The sequence below is a fragment of the Pseudomonas sp. RL_105y_Pfl2_101 genome, assembly GCF_963970585.1.
GTDB lineage: Bacteria > Pseudomonadota > Gammaproteobacteria > Pseudomonadales > Pseudomonadaceae > Aquipseudomonas.
Genome location: NZ_CAXAPG010000020.1, coordinates 16,526 through 33,780, shown reverse-complemented (window position 1 = coordinate 33,780; position 17,255 = coordinate 16,526). Strand labels below are relative to the sequence as shown.

Below are 17,255 nucleotides of genomic sequence, written 5' to 3'. Positions count from 1 at the left end.
GTCGGACATTTTCCCTATGTTTTCAGTTGCTGAGGCCTCGACTCGGCCTTAGACTGCCGCCCCTCGTAAATTGAGTGCCAGGTGGCGCTTGGAATAGACGGCGCCTTCCTGATGAGCGTGGCAGCTACGCTGCGGGACGCTCCATAATTCGCCTTAATGCACGTTTTTTTATAGAGATATCAATGACAAAGGAAAAGTTGCTGGCCATGCCGGCGGATGACTACATGAATGCCGAGCAGCTGGCTTTCTTCACCAAGCTGTTGCAGAACATGAAAGTCGAAACCCACGAGCGCATCGAACAGAACCGAATCGCCATTGAGAGCCTGGACACCCCGGCTGACCCGGCGGACGCTGCTTCCGTAGAAGAAGAGCGTACCTGGCTGGTCAACGCCATCGATCGCGACCAGCGCATGCTGCCTCAGTTGGAGCAGGCTCTGGACCGCATCAACGACGACAGCTTCGGCTGGTGCGACGACAGCGGCGAGCCGATCGGCCTCAAGCGCCTGCTGATCAGCCCGACCACCAAGTACTGCATTGAAGCCCAGGAACGTCACGAACAGATCGACAAGCACCAGCGTCAGGCCTGATTCGGGTTTTCCCAAAAAGATCGCGACCTTTTGACGAAGGCCGCGATCTTTTGCTTTAGCCCGTGCTCGTTCGTCTACTCCCGTTGATCTGCTGCAAGAACGCGACTAATGGACCATGGATAATGGCTCTGTAGTGGCGTTTAATGCAGTCATAACAACGAGAGTGTGGGTGACGAACATGGCGACAGACGGAACGCTGACAGGTGCAGTGCCGGCCTCGGTACCTGAGACAAAACGCACGGCGCGCTGGCTGACGCCGACCTTGCAGAGTCTCGCCCTGGCATTGCTGCTGTGCGGCATGGCCCTGGGCGGCTGGTCGCTGTACCTGGGCCTGCCACTGGTCATGCTCATCGTCTGGTTGCCGCGCCTGCGTTCGCGCGTGGCCGCGGTGCCTGCACCCGCGACGGACACGCTGGCCGAGCTGACCCGCGACCTGTCCTATACCACCAGCCATAACGCGCTGTCAGCGGCCGGCGTCGCCTATTCGGTCAAGCAACTGGCCGGCAAGGTCCAGTCCCAACTCGACGCGGCGGCGCAGATCGTCGGCAATGCCGAGTCGATGATCGCCACCGAACAGGCCACTTCGCAACTCAGCCAGCAAGCCCTGGGCGCCGCCAGCGAGGCCCATCGCAGCAGTGTGGCCGGGCGCAGCGAGCTGGTGGAATCGATCAGCCGCATGCACCAGCTCAGCCAGCGCGCAAACGACAGTCGCGAGTTGATCGAGGCCTTGAGCGTACGCAGCGATGAAATCCAGCGGGTCAGCCTGGTGATCCAGTCGATCGCCAGCCAGACCAACCTGCTGGCGCTGAACGCGGCCATCGAGGCGGCACGGGCCGGTGAGCATGGCCGTGGGTTCGCGGTGGTGGCCGATGAAGTTCGTGGCCTGGCCGGGCGCACGGCTGCGGCAACTGGCGAAGTCGGGGTGATGGTGGCCGACATCCAGCAACGCACCGCCCAGGTGGTGGAGCAGATCCGTCAACTGGCCGCTGACCTGGACATTGGCGTGCAGCAGGTCGAGCACACCGGCGAGCATCTGGAAAACATCGCTCGGCTCGCCGCCGGCGTCGAAACCCAGGTCAGTGCCATCGCCCAAGGCACCGACACCAATCGCGAACAACTCGACAGCCTGTTCCACGCCATTGAGCAGATGCGCGGCGACCTGTCCATCAGCGACCAGCAGACCCAGCGCCTGGCCGAGGCGGCCGTGCAAATGGAGGGCCAGGCCGAAACCATCAGCGAACGCCTGGCGGAGGTGGGCCTCGACGATTATCACCAACGGGTCTACGACCTGGCCCGGGAAGGCGCGAGCCAGATCGCCGCGCAGTTCGAAGCCGATATCGACCAGGGCCGTGTCAGCCTGGAGGACCTGTTCGACCGTAACTACCAGCCCATCCCCAATACCCAGCCGGCCAAATACCAGACCCGCTTCGACCGCTACACCGACCAGGTCCTGCCGGCGATTCAAGAGCCCTTGCTTGCCCGACATGAGGGCCTGGTGTTTGCGATTGCCTGCACCCAACAGGGCTACGTGCCGACCCATAACAAAGTCTTCAGCCAGCCGCTGACCGGCGATCCCCAGGTGGACACGCTGAATAGCCGCACCAAGCGCAAGTTCTCCGATCGCACCGGAATCCGCTGTGGCAGCCACCAGCAACCTGTACTGCTCCAGACCTACACACGCGACACGGGCGAGTTAATGCACGACCTTTCCGTACCGATCATGCTCAAGGGGCGTCACTGGGGTGGCTTGCGGTTGGGCTACAAACCGGAGAAACCGCGTTAGCCCTCAACGCCACTGATATGGCTGTGGGGGCAAGCCTTGCTCCCACAGATAAATCCCCTCGCCACAGTAGCGGTGACGCACTCGGCCAATGGCCCTTGCCGCTACTTGCCGCCGTGCAGACGCACGTTCAGCTGATCCACCAGCACTGCTTCTTCGCCGTCGGCGAGCAGCCATTCCCGGAGCAGGTCTTTTTGCTGGTCCGACCAGAAATTGGCCTCCACCAGCTTGATCTCCGGGGCCAGCGGGTGGGCGATGATGAAGTCGTCAATGGCCGTGCCGTCGCAGGTCAGGCCCAGTTGGTCGAACAGGGTCTTGAGTTCGTGGGAAGGTTGTTCCATGGGAGTCTCCTTTGGGCGGGGCGCCGTCGTGGCGCCTCGGTGCTTCCCTTTATCTGAGGCAAGCGCTCATCAGGAGTTCGATCGGACTCAGGCTTTCAGGGCCCCTTCGTCCACGGCGGCCTTCAACGTCTTGGCCGCTTCCCTGGCAGCCTCGGCAGCGATCTCCGCGGTCTTGAACCAGCGATCCTTCTCCACCTGGTGGCAACTGACGGTGGTCAAGGGTGGCTTGGCGCGCATCACAATGACGGCCTGGAACTCGCCTTCGACTTCTCTGGCTTCGCCCCGGATAAAAAATTCGCCGATATCAAATTCCGTCACGTCGCGCCTTCTCCTCGAAGTCATACTATGGGTGCGCGATCCGCCGATGGGCGACGGTTTCGCTGGGCGGGCAGTATGGCAGCAGTTGCCCGTCGATGGCTGAGTTAAGTCATCGACGGTCGTATTTGAGCTCAGGCGCTGCGTTCGAGACGCCTGGCCAGGTAGCAGGCTTCGTTATGGTCGGTTCGGAATCCTCTTACACGTCCAGTCGATGTTTCCTCAATGTGAAAAAAACACTTGCCCGCCAAAACGACCCGATAGCGTGGCTGTGTTAACGAAATGGGCAGGCAATCGACCCCGTCAAAGGTGTCGGCTGTATCAACGATGCAAGGTGGAAAGGGGGGGGATAGGGTTGTGAAAGAGGCCATGTGAATTCCTTTTCTATGGTTTACCGACGAATTGTCGGGTACTTCGAGTAGTCTCCACGCCTTCGGCTGCTCTAGAATCGGCAGTGTCGTGTGGACGGCTGCGGCTATCTAAAGCAATTTTTTTTGCGCTCGATGTCAGAAAAATGCTTTTTTAAGTGAGAAATTTCCCTAAAGTTAGTAGTCCCATCTTTTCCGATGCTCAGAGTGGCTTTTTCCTTCAACCTCTGGCGACCCTCCGGGAAAGACGGCGAGAGCGGCAACCTTTAGTCTGCTCTCGGCCCGGGACAGGGCGCGCCGTTCACTTCGAAGTTCAGTTACAGGTCCATTACGACACTACAGTCGGTACGGGTTCTCGTGCTCCGTCCTTTCCGGGGGGCGGGCCTTTTTCAAAGATGGGGATGTTTCCTTGGCAGTAAGTAATCTCGACATGCATGCGTTATTCGTACTTGGTGACCTGCGGGCAAAACTGGTCAAACTCTTCCAGTCACGTTTCGTCTACATCACCGAGCAGACCGCCGAAGGTATTTATGTCGCCGAAATCGACACCGAGTCGGCCCTGGTGGTCGATGACAAGCCCAGGCTAGAACTCAAGGTCGGTGATCATTTTCGCGCAGCGGTGTTGCCCAGCCGCGAAGGTGGCAAGTTTGAAATCCGCTTTCGCGAAATCAAGCTGACGGTCTATGGCCTTGGCGATTACGCCTTCGTCACGACCCCCGGTGGTCAGGCAATCCTGTTCAAGGAAGGCCACAGCGTGGTGACCGTGTTTGCGGCCACCGAACAGTTGCAGGAAGGCTTGACCAAGACCCTGAAGGCGGTCACCGCCAAGGCCGCCAAGTGGCGCAAGGGCGAACTGGTGACCTTCAAGGCCAGCGAGTGATCGCGTCAGACCGCTCAAAAGCGTGTAGGCATCGGGCTTGTGAGGGCTGTGTGCCCAAACCGCTGACAGTTTCGCAAGATATCGCTGGAACCTCGGCTACAGTCAATTGACTGAATTATTCAGGGCTTGCGTTCGCTGACGCAGGGCCGTTCAGCTATTGCTGTATCTGGCATGAGGTGCAAAGCATGAAACGAGTTCGACAGTGGCTGGCTGCCTGGGCCACCTTCGCGGTGTTGGTTTCACCCCTTCCGGCGTCGGCTGCCACGGCGCCGATCCACTTTGCCGACTTGAACTGGGAAAGTGGCAGCCTGATCACCGATATCCTGCGGATCATCGTCGAAAAAGGCTACGGGTTGCAGACCGACACATTGCCGGGCACCACCATTACCCTGGAAACGGCCCTGGCCAATAACGACATCCAGGTGATCGGCGAGGAATGGGCCGGCCGCAGCCCGGTGTGGGTCAAGGCCGAGGCCGAAGGCAAGGTGATCGCCTTGGGCGATACAGTCAAAGGCGCGACGGAAGGTTGGTGGGTGCCCGAATACGTCATCAAGGGCGACCCGGCCAAGGGCATCAAGCCCCTGGCGCCGGACCTGCGCAGCGTTGAGGACCTGGCGCGCTACAAGCATGTGTTCAAGGACCCGGAGAGCCCCGACAAGGGTCGCTTCCTCAACAGCCCCATTGGTTGGACCTCCGAGGTGGTCAACAAACAGAAGCTCAAGGCGTATGGCCTGTCTGACAGCTACGTGAATTTTCGCAGCGGCTCGGGGGCGGCGCTCGATGCGGAAATCAGTTCGACGATCCGCCGGGGCAAGCCGATCCTGTTTTATTACTGGTCGCCCACGCCACTGCTCGGGCGCTTCAAGCTGGTGCAGTTGCAAGAGCCACCGTTCGATGCCGAGGCCTGGAAAACCCTGACCGACGCCGATAACCCCAACCCGAAACCGACCCGCTCACTGGCCTCGAAACTGTCGATTGGCGTCTCTGCCCCGTTCCAGAAGCAATACCCGGACATTACCGAGTTCTTCAGTAAGGTCGATTTGCCCATCGAACCGTTGAACAAGGCCTTGGCCGACATGAGCGAGAAGCGCACCCCACCCCGTGAAGCCGCCGAGGCGTTCCTCAAGGCGCATCCGCAGGTCTGGCAGGCCTGGTTGCCCAAGGAGGTGGCGGACAAGGTATCTGCCGGCCTTTAGTGTCCTGCGTGCTAGCAGGTTGAACTCTTGATCCTGGGCAATGAGTCATTCGCTGGAAACTGGCAATCTACGCCCGTCCAGCGAAATGCCAAATTCGAGCTAGGATGATTGTTCAACCTTTTTTCAGGAGGCTGGCGAATGACGCTTTTATTGGCTCGGTCGCTGGTCGCAGTGTTTGCGACCATCAGCTTGATTCATATGTATTGGGCCCTGGGTGGGCGGTGGGCGGCCAAGGCAGTGGTACCTCAGGTGCCGGTGAAACAGGGGGATGCGCTGCGACCGGCGTTCGATCCCTCGGGCTGGCTGACCTTGCTGGTGGCCCTGGCACTGCTGATGGTGGCGCTGCTGGTTTGCCTGCGGGTCGGCCTGCTGGCGCAGCCGGTCACCCATCGGGCATTGCAGTGGCTGATCAGCGCGATTGCCTTGCTGATGTTCGCCCGAGCCATCGGCGAGTCGAACCTGGTGGGCTTCTTCAAGGAGGTCAAGGGCTCGACATTCGCCAGGCTCGACACCTGGGTCTATTCGCCGTTGTGCGTGGTGCTTGGGGCCGGGTTGCTGACGGTGGCCTGGGCCTGAGCCACTCCGAACTGTGGCGAGCAAGCTTGCTCCCGCTGGGCTTGTGTAGGAGCTGCCGAAGGCTGCGATCTTTTGATCTTTTGATCTTTCGCTTGGGACTCAAGTGGTTGGGGAGGATCGCAACCTCGTTGCACTCGTCAGCTCCTACACAGCTCCTACGCAGTTTTACAGGGCGCGGCCCAGTGGGGGCAATCGCCCTCGCCACAAAGCTGTACCGGCTCGAGATGTCTGTCAGTCGGTTCGGTGACTGCTCACTTGCGCCGGCACATCATCCCCGGCCATGCGTTTGCGGAACAAGGCCGCCCGGGCCAGCAGCAGGGTGGTCACCGGGACGGTGATGGACAACAGGATCGGTATCAGCCAGGCATGTAACACCGGTCCGGACTTGAGTGCCGAAAAATACACGATCGAAGCCAGTGCCACGCACCAGGCCCCCAGTGTGGAGGCCAGGGCCGGTGGGTGCATGCGCTGGAAATAATCCTTCAACCGCACCAGGCCGATTGCCCCGATCAGGGCGAAGAGGCTGCTGAGCACCAGCAGGATCGCCACCGGGATTTCGACCCACATCGACAGTTCACCATTCATTCGATCACCTCGCCACGCAACAGGAACTTGGCCAGGGCAAACGAGCCGACAAAGCCGAACAGAGCGATCAGCAGGGCCGCCTCGAAATAGGTGTCACTGGCGTAACGGATGCCCAATACCAGCATCATCAGCATCGCCACGATGTACAGATAGTCCAGGGCCAATACCCGGTCCTGCGCCGAAGGTCCCTTGAACAGCCGCCACAGGGTCAACACCATCGCCAGGGAGAATAGAAGCAGGCTCAACAGAATCGCATTGGACAACAAGGGGGTCATTGGAAAATCTCCATCAACGGTCGCTCGTAGGTGGCCTTGAAATGCGCGATGAATGACGCCTCGTCCTCCAGATCGAACACATGTACCAACAGGATGCTGCGATCCAGGGCCAGCTCCGACCAGACCGTCCCCGGAATCACCGTGGTGATCATCGACAGCGCGGCCAGGCCGTTGGCGTCGTGCAGGTCCAGCGGCACCTTGATGAACCGCGAGCGAGGCGGGCGGCGTCCAGCGTTCAGCACACCCCAGGCCACCGCCAGGTTGGACACCAGTACCTCGCGGCCCACCCGCAGGAACAAGCGCAACACCATACTCGGTCGCCGGATACGGATGGGCCGCGGTCGCAACCGGCGCATCATCAGCGGCGTCAGGAAGCCCAACACAGCGCCCAGCAGCAGGTGGCCGACGCTGAGCGACTGATTCAACACCAGCCACAGCAACCACAGCGCCAGGGACAACCACGGAGCAGGAAGCAGGCGTTTCATGGCTGTAGCTCCTGCAAGGCGGCCCTGGCTGCAGGATTGGGGACGGCGCGGGTGGCGAGTACCGACATCACATAATGTTCCGGGTTGTTCAACGCATCAGCAGCGGATTGGGTATAGCGCAGCAATGCCTCGGCCTTGAAAGTCAGGGCGATGCCCAGGCCCAGCAGCAAGACGATCGGCAGGCATTCGAACGGACGCAACAACGGTGACGGGCGTTCCCGGGGCGTCCAGAAGCGTTGGATGCCCAGCCGTGAGAAGGCAATCAAGGAGGCCAGCCCCGACAGGATCAGCAACGCCAACAGGCCCCACGCCTGGTTCGACACCAGTGCCTCGGTGCTGGCCCCGAGCCCCTGGGGATTGAGCAGGGCGCTGAGCAGGCTCAGCTTGCCGATAAACCCTGACAACGGTGGCATGCCGATAATCAGCAGCGCACAGAAGATAAAGCTCAAGCCAAGGAAGGCCATGGTCCAGGGGATCACGTGTCCGACCACGGCTTTCTGTTCGTCATCGAGGTTGATGCCCTTGGGCAGTTGCAAGGACTCCAGCGGTCGCGGCAACGTGTCGAGGTCGTCATCCAGGGACGGTTCATTGGCCGAGCGTGAGCGTTCGATCAGCTCGGCCAGCAAGAACAACGCGCAGAGTGCCAGGGTCGAGCTCACCAGGTAAAACAGCGCCGCGCCCACCAGGTTCGGTTGGGCGAAGCCGATGGCCGACAACAGGATCCCGGCCGAGACCAGGATGCTCAGGCTGGCCATGCGCTCCAGGCGTTGGGCGGCCAGAATGGCGATGGCTGCGCAGACAATCGTCGCCATACCGCCGTAAATCAGCCAGTCGGCGCCGAAATACGCCGAGGCGCCGGCCTGGCCGGAGAACAGCAACGTCCACAAGCGCAGGATCGTGTAGACACCGACCTTGGTCATGATCGCGAACAGTGCCGCCACCGGCGCACTGGCGGCGCTGTAGGCCGGTACCAGCCAGAAGTTCAGTGGCCACATGCCGGCCTTGGCCAGGAACGCCACCGCCAGGATGCCAGCCCCGGCGTGCAGCAAACCCCGGTCAGCCTCCGGCACCAGGGGCACCTTCAACGCCAGGTCGGCCATGTTCAACGTACCGGTGACGCCATAGATCAGCGCTGCGCCGATCAGGAACAACGACGAGGCCAGCAGGTTGATGGAGATGTAATGCAGCCCCGACGACACCCGCGCCCGGCCCGAACCGTGCAACATCAAGCCGTAGGAGGCTGCCAGCAATACCTCGAAGAACACGAACAGGTTGAACAGGTCCGCCGTCAGGAAGGCGCCGTAGAGGCCCATCAACTGGATCTGGAACAGCGCATGGAAACTCGCCCCCGCGCGGTCCCAGCGGGCCATGGCGAACAGCAGCGCGCTGACGCCGATGATGCCGGTCAGCACCAGCATCAGCGCCGACAGGCGATCGACCACCAGCACAATGCCGAACGGCGCCTGCCAGTTGCCCGGCAGATACACGCCAATGGACGCGGGCAGGGCCTGGTCCTGGGTCCAGTACAGCAACAGCATGGCGATGCCCAGGCCCAACAGGCTGGAGAGCAGGTTGATCCGTGCCTTGAGCGGGCGGTGTTTCTCGCCGAGCATCAGCATCAACGCGGCGGTCAGCAGTGGCAGCAGGATGGGCGCAGCGATCAAATGAGGCGTCAAGGTCATTCCTTGGGCTCCCGACCGTCCACGTGGTCGGTACCGGTCAGTCCCCGCGACGCCAGCAGCACCACCAGGAACAGCGCAGTCATGGCAAAGCTGATCACGATGGCGGTCAGCACCAGTGCCTGGGGCAGCGGGTCGGTGTAGTGCAGCAGGTCCTGGGGCACGCCGTCCTTGATGATCGGTTCCTTGCCGATGAACAGGCTGCCCATGCTGAAGATGAACAGGTTGACGCCGTAGGACAGCAGGCACAGGCCCATGACCACCTGGAAGGTCCGTGGTCGCAGCACCAGCCAGACACCGGAGGCGGCTAGTACGCCGATTGCGATTGCGATGACTTCTTCCATCAGGCGGTGGTTCCTTTGACGGGGGCGACGGGTTTGGCATGCAGGCCCGGCTTATGGGCCCGTACCGACTGGTGAGCCAGGGCGGTGAGGATCAACAGGGTGGAACCGACCACCACGGCGTACACACCGATGTCGAAGAACAGCGCGCTGGCCAGATGGATATCCCCCAGCAGCGGCAATTCGAAATGCCAGGTGTGGGTGGTCAGGAACGGATAACCCACGGCCATCGATCCCAGGCCCGTGGCGGTGGCAAACAACAGCCCGGTGCCCATCCAGCGCAGCGGTCGCAAGCTCATTTGCGCCTCGACCCACTGGGTGCCGGCGACCATGTATTGCAGGATGAACGCCACGGACATCACCAACCCGGCCACGAAGCCGCCCCCGGGTTGGTTATGGCCGCGCATGAACAGGTAGAACGACACCACCAGGGCAACCGGTAGCAGCAGGCGCACCAGCACCGCCGGCACCATCATGAAGCCCAATGCGGTGTCGCTGGCATGGCGCGGGTTGACCAGATCGGTGACCACGTCCGGCGCCAGCAGGCGCTGTTGCGCCGGCAGCTGCATGCTTTCCTTCGGTGGGCGGAAACGCCGCAGCAGGGCGAACACCGCCAGGGCCACCGCCACCAGCACGGTGATTTCCCCGAGGGTGTCGAAGCCCCGGAAGTCCACCAGCATCACGTTCACCACATTGCTGCCGCCGCCTTCGGGCAGGGCACGGCGCAAGTAGAACGAAGAAATGTCGTTGGGCGTCTGGCGCGTCAGCATCGCATAGGACAACAGCGCCATGCCGCCGCCGACGGCGATGGACAGCAGCAAGTCGCGCAGGCGGCGGATGCGCGCACGACGCTCGCTGTTGGGCCGGGGCAAGGCGTCCTCGATCCGCCGTGGCAGCCAGCGCAAGCCCAGCAGGATCAGCACGGTGGTGACCACTTCCACCGCCAGTTGCGTCAAGGCCAGGTCGGGGGCGGAGAACCAGACGAAGGTCACGCAGGTCATCAGGCCGCAGACGCTGACCATGGTCAGGGCCGCGAGCCGGTGGTACTTGGCTTGCCAGGCCGCGCCCAGGGCACAGGCGATTGCCAGCAGCCACAGGGTGACGAAGACGATGGAGCCGGGGATCTTCGGCCGTTCGCCCCAGACCAGCGTGCTGTGCAGCATCGGGACCAGCCCAGCGAGCACGGCGGCCAGGATCAGCCAGAACAACTGGGCCTGCAGGCGGCGGGTACTGATCCGTCGTTCCAGGCGCCGACCTTGGCGCATCATCATTACCAGGCAACGTTCGAACAGGCGCTTGCCGCTGAGCCGGCCAATGAACGGCGATTGCTTGATGTGCCCTTGCCGGAGCTGATTGCGCAGCAGCAGGTACAGGACGATGCCGCCGGACATGGCCACCAGGCTCATGATCATCGGTGCGTTCAGGCCGTGCCAGATCGCCAGGCTGTACTCCGGCAGCGTGCCGCCGACCACCGGCAATGCGGCCGCGGCGAGCAACGAGCCGACCACCTGGGCCGGAAAGATCCCCACCAACAGGCAGGTGAACACCAGCAACTCTACCGGTGCACGCATCCAGCGCGGTGGTTCGTGGGGGGTGTGGGGCAGGTCGGTGGCGGTGGGGCCGAAAAACACATCCACGGTGAAGCGCAGGGAATAGGCGACGCTGAAGGTCCCGGCGATGGTGGCGATGATCGGCAACGCCAGCTCGACCCAGGCCGTGGCGGAAATGAACACGGTCTCGGCGAAGAACATTTCCTTGGACAGGAAACCATTGAGCAACGGCACCCCGGCCATCGCCGCGCTGGCGACCATGGCCAGGGTCGCGGTGAACGGAATCAGCCGCACCAGGCCGCTGAGCTTGCGAATGTCGCGGGTGCCGCTTTCATGGTCGATGATCCCGGCGGCCATGAACAGAGACGCCTTGAACGTGGCGTGGTTGAGAATATGAAACACCGCCGCCACGGCCGCCAGCGGGCTGTTCAGGCCCAGGAGTAAGGTGATGAGCCCAAGGTGGCTGATGGTGGAGTAGGCCAGCAGGCCCTTGAGGTCATTCTGGAACATCGCGCAGTAGGCGCCCAGCAGCAACGTACAAGCCCCCGCGCCGCCGACGATGTAGAACCATTCTTCGCTGCCCGACAGCGACGGCCATAACCGCGCCAACAGGAACACCCCGGCCTTGACCATGGTCGCCGAGTGCAGATACGCCGACACCGGCGTGGGTGCGGCCATGGCATGGGGCAGCCAGAAGTGGAATGGAAACTGAGCGCTTTTGCTCAAGGCGCCGATCAGGATCAGCGGCAACAGGATGGGGTAGAGGGCATGGGCACGGATCAGGTCGCCGGCGGCCAGAACCTTGTCCAGCTCATAGCTGCCCACCACATGGCCGAGCAGCATCACCCCGGCCAACAGGCAAAGCCCGCCGGCCCCGGTCACCATCAACGCCATATAGGCACCACGTCGAGCGTCGGCACGGTGGTACCAGTAGCCGATCAGCAGGAACGAGAACAAGCTGGTCAGTTCCCAGAAAAACACCATCTGGATCAGATTGCCTGAGATCACCAACCCGAGCATGGCGCCCATGAACGCCAGGAAAAAGGCGAAGAAGCGCGGCACCGGATCGTCCGGCGACATGTAGTAGCGAGCGTACAGCGACACCAGCGTGCCGATGCCCAGCACCAGCAACGAAAACAGCCAGGCGAAACCGTCCAGGCGCAGTACGAAATCCAGGCCCAGGCTGGGCAACCAGGTGTAGTGCTCACGGATCACGCCGCCGTCGGCGATCTGCGGGTACAGCAAGGCCACCTGAACCGTGCCGGCCAGGGCGACGAGGCCGGCCAGCAGTGATTCGGCGTTACGGGCGTTATGCGGCAGCAGCGCCGCGACACAGCTGCCGATGAAGGGCAAAAGCAATAGAACTATCAGTGACATAGGCTTCTATTCGGCGGGAGGTTGTGAAGGATCATACGTGGCGTATTCCCGATCACCAACCGCGAGGGTGTCGCAGAATCCTACAAGGTAGGGGGAGTTTTCTGACTGTGCGTTGTTTTGGGGGAGGGAACGCCGCGTCCGAATCCGCCACGAGCGCTGGAGCCGCGCCAGTAAAAAAAACCGGGCGCTATACATATGTACCGCACCCGAACACGGTTCCATCGCCACTGTGTGCCATACAGAAAAGGAGAACTGTATGGCAAAGCAAACACTTAACGATGGATCGGATGGAACGGTAGTCATCAGGCCTGGGCCGACGGCTTCAGGTGGCGGTTTTCAGATTGGAAGCGGCGGTTTTTCAGGCGGATTCGGCGGTTCGGGCAGCAGGCGCAGCAGACGACGGCGTAAAGCCAGGGCGAGAGCCAGATACGAGCAGCTCAAGGCCCAGCAAGAAGCCCAGGCAAAGGTAGACGCGGAAAAGGCCCAGGCTGCGGCCATGGCCCAGGAGCGAGCGCGCGCCCAGGCACGTCAACAAGCGCTGGCGACTATGGTGCAACGCCACACCAGCACCCGGGCTGAGGTGGATCGGAGCTTCGCGGGCAAAAAGCAACAACTCGACGCGTCTCTTCAAAAGGAAATTTCCGCCGCAAAACGGCCGCCCGTCTCGAACTCGACCGAACGCTGGCAGCTTTACCTCATCACCAAGGAGAAAAGCGAAATCGACGGGCTGATCGCCCGCAAAACCACGGAACTCAACGCCAAAAGCATCGCCGCCCGCGTCTTCGACGGACAGGACCCACTCACCCGTTCGGCGAACGACTATCGCACGCGACTGGATCAATTCGGTACCGCCCTCGAAGACGGTCACCGACTCTGGGAGCAGGCTTACACAGCAGCCCAAGAGGCGCGACTGCTGTCCGAACAGATCAAGGCCCTGAGCGAAAAATCCAACGCGCTGGCCCGGCGTCATGCTGAACAGACGGTGGCCTGGCGTGAACGGGAAGCCGGCTGGGAGCGCCAGCGTCAATACGCCGAACAACGTGCGGCGCGCATTCGCTTCAAGCAGCAGGTTGATGAAAACGTTCGGTTGGAGAGGCTCAGGCAAGTCCATACCGTGAGTGTGCCCGCCGCTTCGTTGACAGCGAGCGGGATGGTGTTGAGCCAGGGGACCGTGTTTGTGCCCCGGCAAGACACGGCGGTATTGGACAAGGCTGTCCAGTCGGCCGTGGAGATGCTCGGTGAGTTAAAGAACATTGCCTTGAAGGGGCCAGGTTTATTTATCTCGCTGGCGACACACACCACCCCTCTGGGCAACGGAGAACTCACTGTCGAGCAACGTCGGCGACTGTTTCAAGGCGTTGGCGTACCGGCCCAGGCACTGGGGCTGGCGGACGAGCAGCGGCTGAGGTCAGTTGCCGATGCGGGTGGCTCGGTGGAAATGCCTCACCGGCTCAAACCTGAAACCGTATCCGAAGGCACCACGATTCACGTCGCCAATACTGGCGGGGCAATCAGCGCTCAGGTTCCGGTCATCAATGCAGTCCTGGACCCTCTGACCGGCCTCTATAACGCCGAAGTTCCTGGTGTTGTCACCCGGCAACTACAGTTCGCCACTGACGCGGTCCCACACACTGCCCCGACAAGCCCGCCAGTGCTGATGCTCATGGCGCCACAAGTCGAGACCCTGCCGGCGGGCGCGGACTTGCGCATTCAAGATTGCATCGTCTGCGTGCCCGGGCTGCCGCCGACCTATTTCTCATTCAATTTGCCACCCCTCGGTTCGGGCATCGTCACGGGCGCCGGCAAGCCGGCTGCGAATGATTGGTGGAGCACGGCCAGTCAGCCCCAAGGCGCGGCCATTCCCGAGCAAGTCGGCCATCAGATGCGGGCGCAGACGATAAAGTCCTTCAGTGCCTTCGACCAGGCACTGTGGCGTACCCTCTCCGAGCACCCAGCGCTGTCGGTGTCGGGCAACGCAGATGAAATCAACCAAAAACGCATCGAACGAGGTTTTGCGCCCTACGCGCCGAAAAGTACATGGGTCGGTGAGCGTCGCGAATTCGAACTGCGTTACCAGGAACGGGCAGAACTGGGTGAGAACCCATTCAACCTTGACCGCATCAGCATCACCACGCCAAACAGCCTGTTGGGCAGGCCGGGCATCGTACCGGCCGTCATCCCCTGGCCGGCGCCTCCAATCGGCAACGGCACCCGAACACCCCTGGTCCCACCGGGCATCGAACAGCTTGGCCCGACCACCTCACCGATTGCACCGCCACTCTCGTCGGTCTATCCCGGCAATCCTGTCATCCCGGTCCTACCGGAAAACGAGACGTTTCCGGCTGTTGATCCGGGGCAAACCGGTGCCAATATTCCGGGGTATCCGGGGTATCCGGGGTATCCGGGGTATCCGGGGGATATGGAGTTGCCTTCGCCGGATGCGCTGTTTTATGACCGGCGGGATGATCGGGGTGTGGCGCTCGGGTTTGGGCAGCCAGTGTCGGGCATTTGGTTGGGGGAGGCGGCGAGGACGACTGGCGCACCTATTCCTGATCGGATTGCGGATCAGTTGAGGGGGAGGGAGTTTGCGAACTTTCACCGGTTCAGGGAGGCGTTTTGGAGGGCTGTGGCGGCGGATCGCGAGTTACGTAAGCAGTTCAATGACTCAAATCTACGAGAGATGTCTAAGGGAGCACCGCCGTTTTCTAGTCGATTGGATCAGGTCGGTGGGAGAAGGAAATTTGAAATCCATCATAAGCACGAAGTTGCGAAAGGCGGTGCAGTTTATGACCTGGAGAATCTTCTGGTTATGACTGCAAAGCGGCATATTGAATTACACAAAGGAGAGAAGCCATGAGTATGTTCAAAGAGCGGCTGGAAGATTATACGGAGGCTGAGTTTCTGACATTTCTTCGAGAATTCTTTGATGACTCCGTTGCTTTGGAGGGGGATGCGTTGAGCCAATATACGAATAGGCTGGTGGACCATTTTGAGTTGATCACTGAACACCCTGATCGCTCAGACGTAATTTTCTATCCCAAGGAAGGCCAGGAAGACAGCCCCGAAGGCATCTTGAAAGAAGTCAAGGAATGGCGCGCCCGCAATAACAAACCCGGCTTCAAACCAGAATAGACCAGCCCCGTGTACGCATCTGCTCGACCAATCGAGCAGGTGCGTTACCGAGCATGCATGTTTAAACAAGGAAAACCATAGATGGAACTTAAACCCAAACTCCAGGATTACACCGAGGCCGAGTTTCAGGTGTTCGTAGGGAGAATCTGGAATGTCGACATGGGCAAAGAAGAGCATGATCGACTGATCAACCATTTCGATCGAATCGTCGGGCACCCCAAAGGCGCGGACCTGCTGTTTTACCCCGAAGACACCGGGTATACCAATGCTCCGGAAACGATTGTCCACTTCGTAAAACAGTGGCATTTCAAAAAGAACGTTATCCCCTTCAAGGGTGGGGTACTGCCTGCCCCGGCCAAGCCCGCGCCCCGCTTGAGCATGGCGCAACACGCGACGGCAAGAGCCCAGCGTGAGCTTGCCAATGCACAGCAGTTGGCCTCGGACATCACCGCCGCAGAACAGGCGGTTGAAAAAGCCTTTACCCAGCTGGAGCTTGCGACCCGGCAACGACAAAACCAACACGATGCAGAGCAGACGCTGGATGCACTCAAGCAGGGGATGCGGCGACTGGAGCACGCACAGCACGAAGTGGTCATGGCCGTTGGCGCGTTCGAGCGGCGTAAAATGCGTGTCGAGTTTGCCCTGAACGGCGCCCAGCGCGATCTCACCTATAACAAAGCCGACCAGGCGCTCTGGCAAGCGAATGCACGGCAGGCCACTGCCAACCATGGTCGTTATCTTGCGCGACTGACCTCGATCACGCAGCGCCATGCCGTTCTTCATGCCGCCGCTGAAGCGGTACTGGAGCGTTCCTCGCAGCAATTGATGCGGTTGCGTGGGCAGGACAGCAGCCCAGTAGTGTTTCGCATGTCCGCTGCAAACGGTATGAGGCACCCGAACCTGTTGCTGAGCGACGCGCCGCCACTCAGGACCCGTCAACGGGTGGATTTGCAAAAAACCATTCGTTCAGCCGTCGCCGAGTTCAATTGGTTGATGACGCATTCGGAGCAGGACCACACCGGGCAATATGCCGAGGTCCTGAGTTTTGATCTCGTCAGTCGAACCAAAGAGGTGCGTTTTGGCCTGTGTGTGGCGCTGGCCGAGATCTCTGCAGTCGAACAGGACTGGCAGGCCCTCGCCGCGCTGCTGGGCGAGGTGACATTGCCGTTGCGAATGAGCACTGCAACGACCGCGACAAGACCCGGCAGCCGTTTCAGGGGCCTGAAAGAAATACGTGAACTGTTTCAGATCTACATCACCCCTGCCATGGGTGTGTTGCCGTCCAAGGTGCGCGTAAGGCTGGCGGTTTGGGATGAAGTTAGACGGGTTTTTCGCTTGACCACGGACGGCCCGCAGGCCCGAGTGATTGAATGGACCCGTGCGGATAGCTTGGAGGCGCCTATTGCGTCCGAGCAAAATCGACTCGATTCTGCCGGTTTCATTCACGCTTCGCCGGTACCGACATTGGAAACTTTTGAATCCATCGAAGAGGTTCGATTCGATGATTATGTCGTGGTGTTTCCCCAGGATTCGGGATTGGAGCCGGTCTATGTTGTGTTCAACGACCGTCGAAGCGAGTGATTGAAGGCACTTGGGTAATGCCTGTCAGGAGATAACGCGCCATACCTATAACCCGCCATACATATAACCCGTGGCGAGGGAGCTTGCTCCCGCTGGGCCCGTGTAGGAGCTGTCGAAGGCTGCGATCTTTTGATCTTTCGCTTGGGATTCAAGTGTCTGGGGAAAGATCGCAGCCTCGTTGCACTCGTCAGCTCCTACACAGCTCCT

17 protein-coding genes are annotated in these 17,255 nt (G+C 60.9%); 8 read left to right on the top strand and 9 right to left on the bottom strand.

All coding sequences use genetic code 11. The annotated features are described in order from the left end of the window. Window positions 1-182: 182 nt before the first annotated feature. On the top strand, window positions 183-587 hold the full coding sequence (locus AACY31_RS19515) for a TraR/DksA family transcriptional regulator (protein WP_003202859.1): 405 nt from the start codon (window positions 183-185) through the stop codon (window positions 585-587). A 178-nt stretch (window positions 588-765) separates the two neighbouring features. Further along, a complete protein-coding gene (locus AACY31_RS19510; protein ID WP_339478771.1) occupies window positions 766-2,370 on the top strand; it encodes a methyl-accepting chemotaxis protein in 1,605 nt (534 codons plus the stop codon). Between the two features lie 101 nt (window positions 2,371-2,471). Here the strand turns inward: AACY31_RS19510 and AACY31_RS19505 are convergent, their stop codons facing one another. From AACY31_RS19505 to AACY31_RS29010, 3 genes are all read right to left on the bottom strand, one after another. After that, entirely contained in the window at window positions 2,472-2,708 is a 237-nt protein-coding gene (locus tag AACY31_RS19505; protein ID WP_339478773.1) for a DUF2789 family protein, read from the bottom strand. Window positions 2,709-2,795: 87 nt separating this feature from the next. Next, a complete protein-coding gene (locus AACY31_RS19500; RefSeq protein ID WP_339478774.1) occupies window positions 2,796-3,026 on the bottom strand; it encodes a hypothetical protein in 231 nt (76 codons plus the stop codon). Between the two features lie 131 nt (window positions 3,027-3,157). Continuing rightward, on the bottom strand, window positions 3,158-3,394 hold the full coding sequence (locus AACY31_RS29010; protein WP_445261564.1) for a hypothetical protein: 237 nt from the start codon (window positions 3,392-3,394) through the stop codon (window positions 3,158-3,160). Between the two features lie 427 nt (window positions 3,395-3,821). On the opposite strand from AACY31_RS29010, the gene AACY31_RS19495 reads away from it, so the two are divergent. The 3 genes from AACY31_RS19495 to AACY31_RS19485 all read left to right on the top strand — a co-directional run bounded on the left by AACY31_RS19495 (window position 3,822) and on the right by AACY31_RS19485 (window position 6,043). Then, on the top strand, window positions 3,822-4,271 hold the full coding sequence (locus AACY31_RS19495; protein ID WP_445261566.1) for a hypothetical protein: 450 nt from the start codon (window positions 3,822-3,824) through the stop codon (window positions 4,269-4,271). Window positions 4,272-4,456: 185 nt separating this feature from the next. Further along, complete coding sequence (locus AACY31_RS19490) at window positions 4,457-5,467, top strand: ABC transporter substrate-binding protein (protein WP_339478778.1); 1,011 nt, start codon at window positions 4,457-4,459, stop codon at window positions 5,465-5,467. Window positions 5,468-5,605: 138 nt separating this feature from the next. Beyond that, window positions 5,606-6,043 carry a DUF3995 domain-containing protein gene (locus AACY31_RS19485; RefSeq protein ID WP_339478779.1) on the top strand — a complete coding sequence of 146 codons (438 nt, stop codon included), beginning with the start codon at window positions 5,606-5,608 and terminating at the stop codon, window positions 6,041-6,043. A 231-nt stretch (window positions 6,044-6,274) separates the two neighbouring features. Here AACY31_RS19485 and AACY31_RS19480 read toward each other — a convergent pair whose 3' ends face one another. Genes AACY31_RS19480 through AACY31_RS19455 form a run of 6 tightly spaced genes read right to left on the bottom strand, consistent with a single transcriptional unit; the run spans window position 6,275 to window position 12,335 of the window. Continuing rightward, the gene (locus AACY31_RS19480; protein WP_339478781.1) at window positions 6,275-6,628 is read right to left on the bottom strand and encodes a Na+/H+ antiporter subunit G; all 354 of its coding nucleotides are present in this window, start codon (window positions 6,626-6,628) and stop codon (window positions 6,275-6,277) included. Further along, a complete protein-coding gene (locus tag AACY31_RS19475; protein ID WP_339478783.1) occupies window positions 6,625-6,903 on the bottom strand; it encodes a K+/H+ antiporter subunit F in 279 nt (92 codons plus the stop codon). Before AACY31_RS19475 ends, AACY31_RS19480 begins: the two co-directional genes overlap by 4 nt. Further along, on the bottom strand, window positions 6,900-7,388 hold the full coding sequence (locus AACY31_RS19470) for a Na+/H+ antiporter subunit E (RefSeq protein WP_339478785.1): 489 nt from the start codon (window positions 7,386-7,388) through the stop codon (window positions 6,900-6,902). Before AACY31_RS19470 ends, AACY31_RS19475 begins: the two co-directional genes overlap by 4 nt. Next, on the bottom strand, window positions 7,385-9,070 hold the full coding sequence (locus tag AACY31_RS19465) for a monovalent cation/H+ antiporter subunit D (protein ID WP_339478786.1): 1,686 nt from the start codon (window positions 9,068-9,070) through the stop codon (window positions 7,385-7,387). Before AACY31_RS19465 ends, AACY31_RS19470 begins: the two co-directional genes overlap by 4 nt. Then, window positions 9,067-9,411, bottom strand: coding sequence for a Na+/H+ antiporter subunit C (locus AACY31_RS19460; protein WP_003202835.1), 345 nt, complete (start codon window positions 9,409-9,411; stop codon window positions 9,067-9,069). The genes AACY31_RS19465 and AACY31_RS19460 overlap by 4 nt, the downstream gene beginning before the upstream one ends. After that, a complete protein-coding gene (locus AACY31_RS19455) occupies window positions 9,411-12,335 on the bottom strand; it encodes a monovalent cation/H+ antiporter subunit A (protein WP_339478787.1) in 2,925 nt (974 codons plus the stop codon). The genes AACY31_RS19460 and AACY31_RS19455 overlap by 1 nt, the downstream gene beginning before the upstream one ends. A gap of 256 nt (window positions 12,336-12,591) precedes the next feature. On the opposite strand from AACY31_RS19455, the gene AACY31_RS19450 reads away from it, so the two are divergent. From AACY31_RS19450 to AACY31_RS19440, 3 genes are all read left to right on the top strand, one after another. Further along, the gene (locus tag AACY31_RS19450) at window positions 12,592-15,192 is read left to right on the top strand and encodes an S-type pyocin domain-containing protein (RefSeq protein ID WP_339504993.1); all 2,601 of its coding nucleotides are present in this window, start codon (window positions 12,592-12,594) and stop codon (window positions 15,190-15,192) included. Next, window positions 15,189-15,467 (top strand): bacteriocin immunity protein, encoded by a 279-nt coding sequence (locus AACY31_RS19445; protein WP_339478789.1) that lies wholly within the window; start codon window positions 15,189-15,191, stop codon window positions 15,465-15,467. The genes AACY31_RS19450 and AACY31_RS19445 overlap by 4 nt, the downstream gene beginning before the upstream one ends. 81 nt (window positions 15,468-15,548) lie before the next feature. Beyond that, the gene (locus AACY31_RS19440; RefSeq protein ID WP_339504991.1) at window positions 15,549-17,048 is read left to right on the top strand and encodes a bacteriocin immunity protein; all 1,500 of its coding nucleotides are present in this window, start codon (window positions 15,549-15,551) and stop codon (window positions 17,046-17,048) included. The last annotated feature ends 207 nt before the right edge of the window (window positions 17,049-17,255 follow it).

What these genes read in the sequence shown, in the direction of transcription:
- AACY31_RS19515 (WP_003202859.1), top strand. Translation starts at nt 183, where the DNA reads ATGACAAAGGAAAAGTTGCTGGCCATGCCGGCGGATGACTACATGAAT.
- AACY31_RS19510 (WP_339478771.1), top strand. Translation starts at nt 766, where the DNA reads ATGGCGACAGACGGAACGCTGACAGGTGCAGTGCCGGCCTCGGTACCT.
- AACY31_RS19505 (WP_339478773.1), bottom strand. Translation starts at nt 2,708, where the DNA reads ATGGAACAACCTTCCCACGAACTCAAGACCCTGTTCGACCAACTGGGC.
- AACY31_RS29010 (WP_445261564.1), bottom strand. Translation starts at nt 3,394, where the DNA reads ATGGCCTCTTTCACAACCCTATCCCCCCCCTTTCCACCTTGCATCGTT.
- AACY31_RS19495 (WP_445261566.1), top strand. Translation starts at nt 3,822, where the DNA reads ATGCATGCGTTATTCGTACTTGGTGACCTGCGGGCAAAACTGGTCAAA.
- AACY31_RS19490 (WP_339478778.1), top strand. Translation starts at nt 4,457, where the DNA reads ATGAAACGAGTTCGACAGTGGCTGGCTGCCTGGGCCACCTTCGCGGTG.
- AACY31_RS19485 (WP_339478779.1), top strand. Translation starts at nt 5,606, where the DNA reads ATGACGCTTTTATTGGCTCGGTCGCTGGTCGCAGTGTTTGCGACCATC.
- AACY31_RS19480 (WP_339478781.1), bottom strand. Translation starts at nt 6,628, where the DNA reads ATGAATGGTGAACTGTCGATGTGGGTCGAAATCCCGGTGGCGATCCTG.
- AACY31_RS19475 (WP_339478783.1), bottom strand. Translation starts at nt 6,903, where the DNA reads ATGACCCCCTTGTTGTCCAATGCGATTCTGTTGAGCCTGCTTCTATTC.
- AACY31_RS19470 (WP_339478785.1), bottom strand. Translation starts at nt 7,388, where the DNA reads ATGAAACGCCTGCTTCCTGCTCCGTGGTTGTCCCTGGCGCTGTGGTTG.
- AACY31_RS19465 (WP_339478786.1), bottom strand. Translation starts at nt 9,070, where the DNA reads ATGACCTTGACGCCTCATTTGATCGCTGCGCCCATCCTGCTGCCACTG.
- AACY31_RS19460 (WP_003202835.1), bottom strand. Translation starts at nt 9,411, where the DNA reads ATGGAAGAAGTCATCGCAATCGCAATCGGCGTACTAGCCGCCTCCGGT.
- AACY31_RS19455 (WP_339478787.1), bottom strand. Translation starts at nt 12,335, where the DNA reads ATGTCACTGATAGTTCTATTGCTTTTGCCCTTCATCGGCAGCTGTGTC.
- AACY31_RS19450 (WP_339504993.1), top strand. Translation starts at nt 12,592, where the DNA reads ATGGCAAAGCAAACACTTAACGATGGATCGGATGGAACGGTAGTCATC.
- AACY31_RS19445 (WP_339478789.1), top strand. Translation starts at nt 15,189, where the DNA reads ATGAGTATGTTCAAAGAGCGGCTGGAAGATTATACGGAGGCTGAGTTT.
- AACY31_RS19440 (WP_339504991.1), top strand. Translation starts at nt 15,549, where the DNA reads ATGGAACTTAAACCCAAACTCCAGGATTACACCGAGGCCGAGTTTCAG.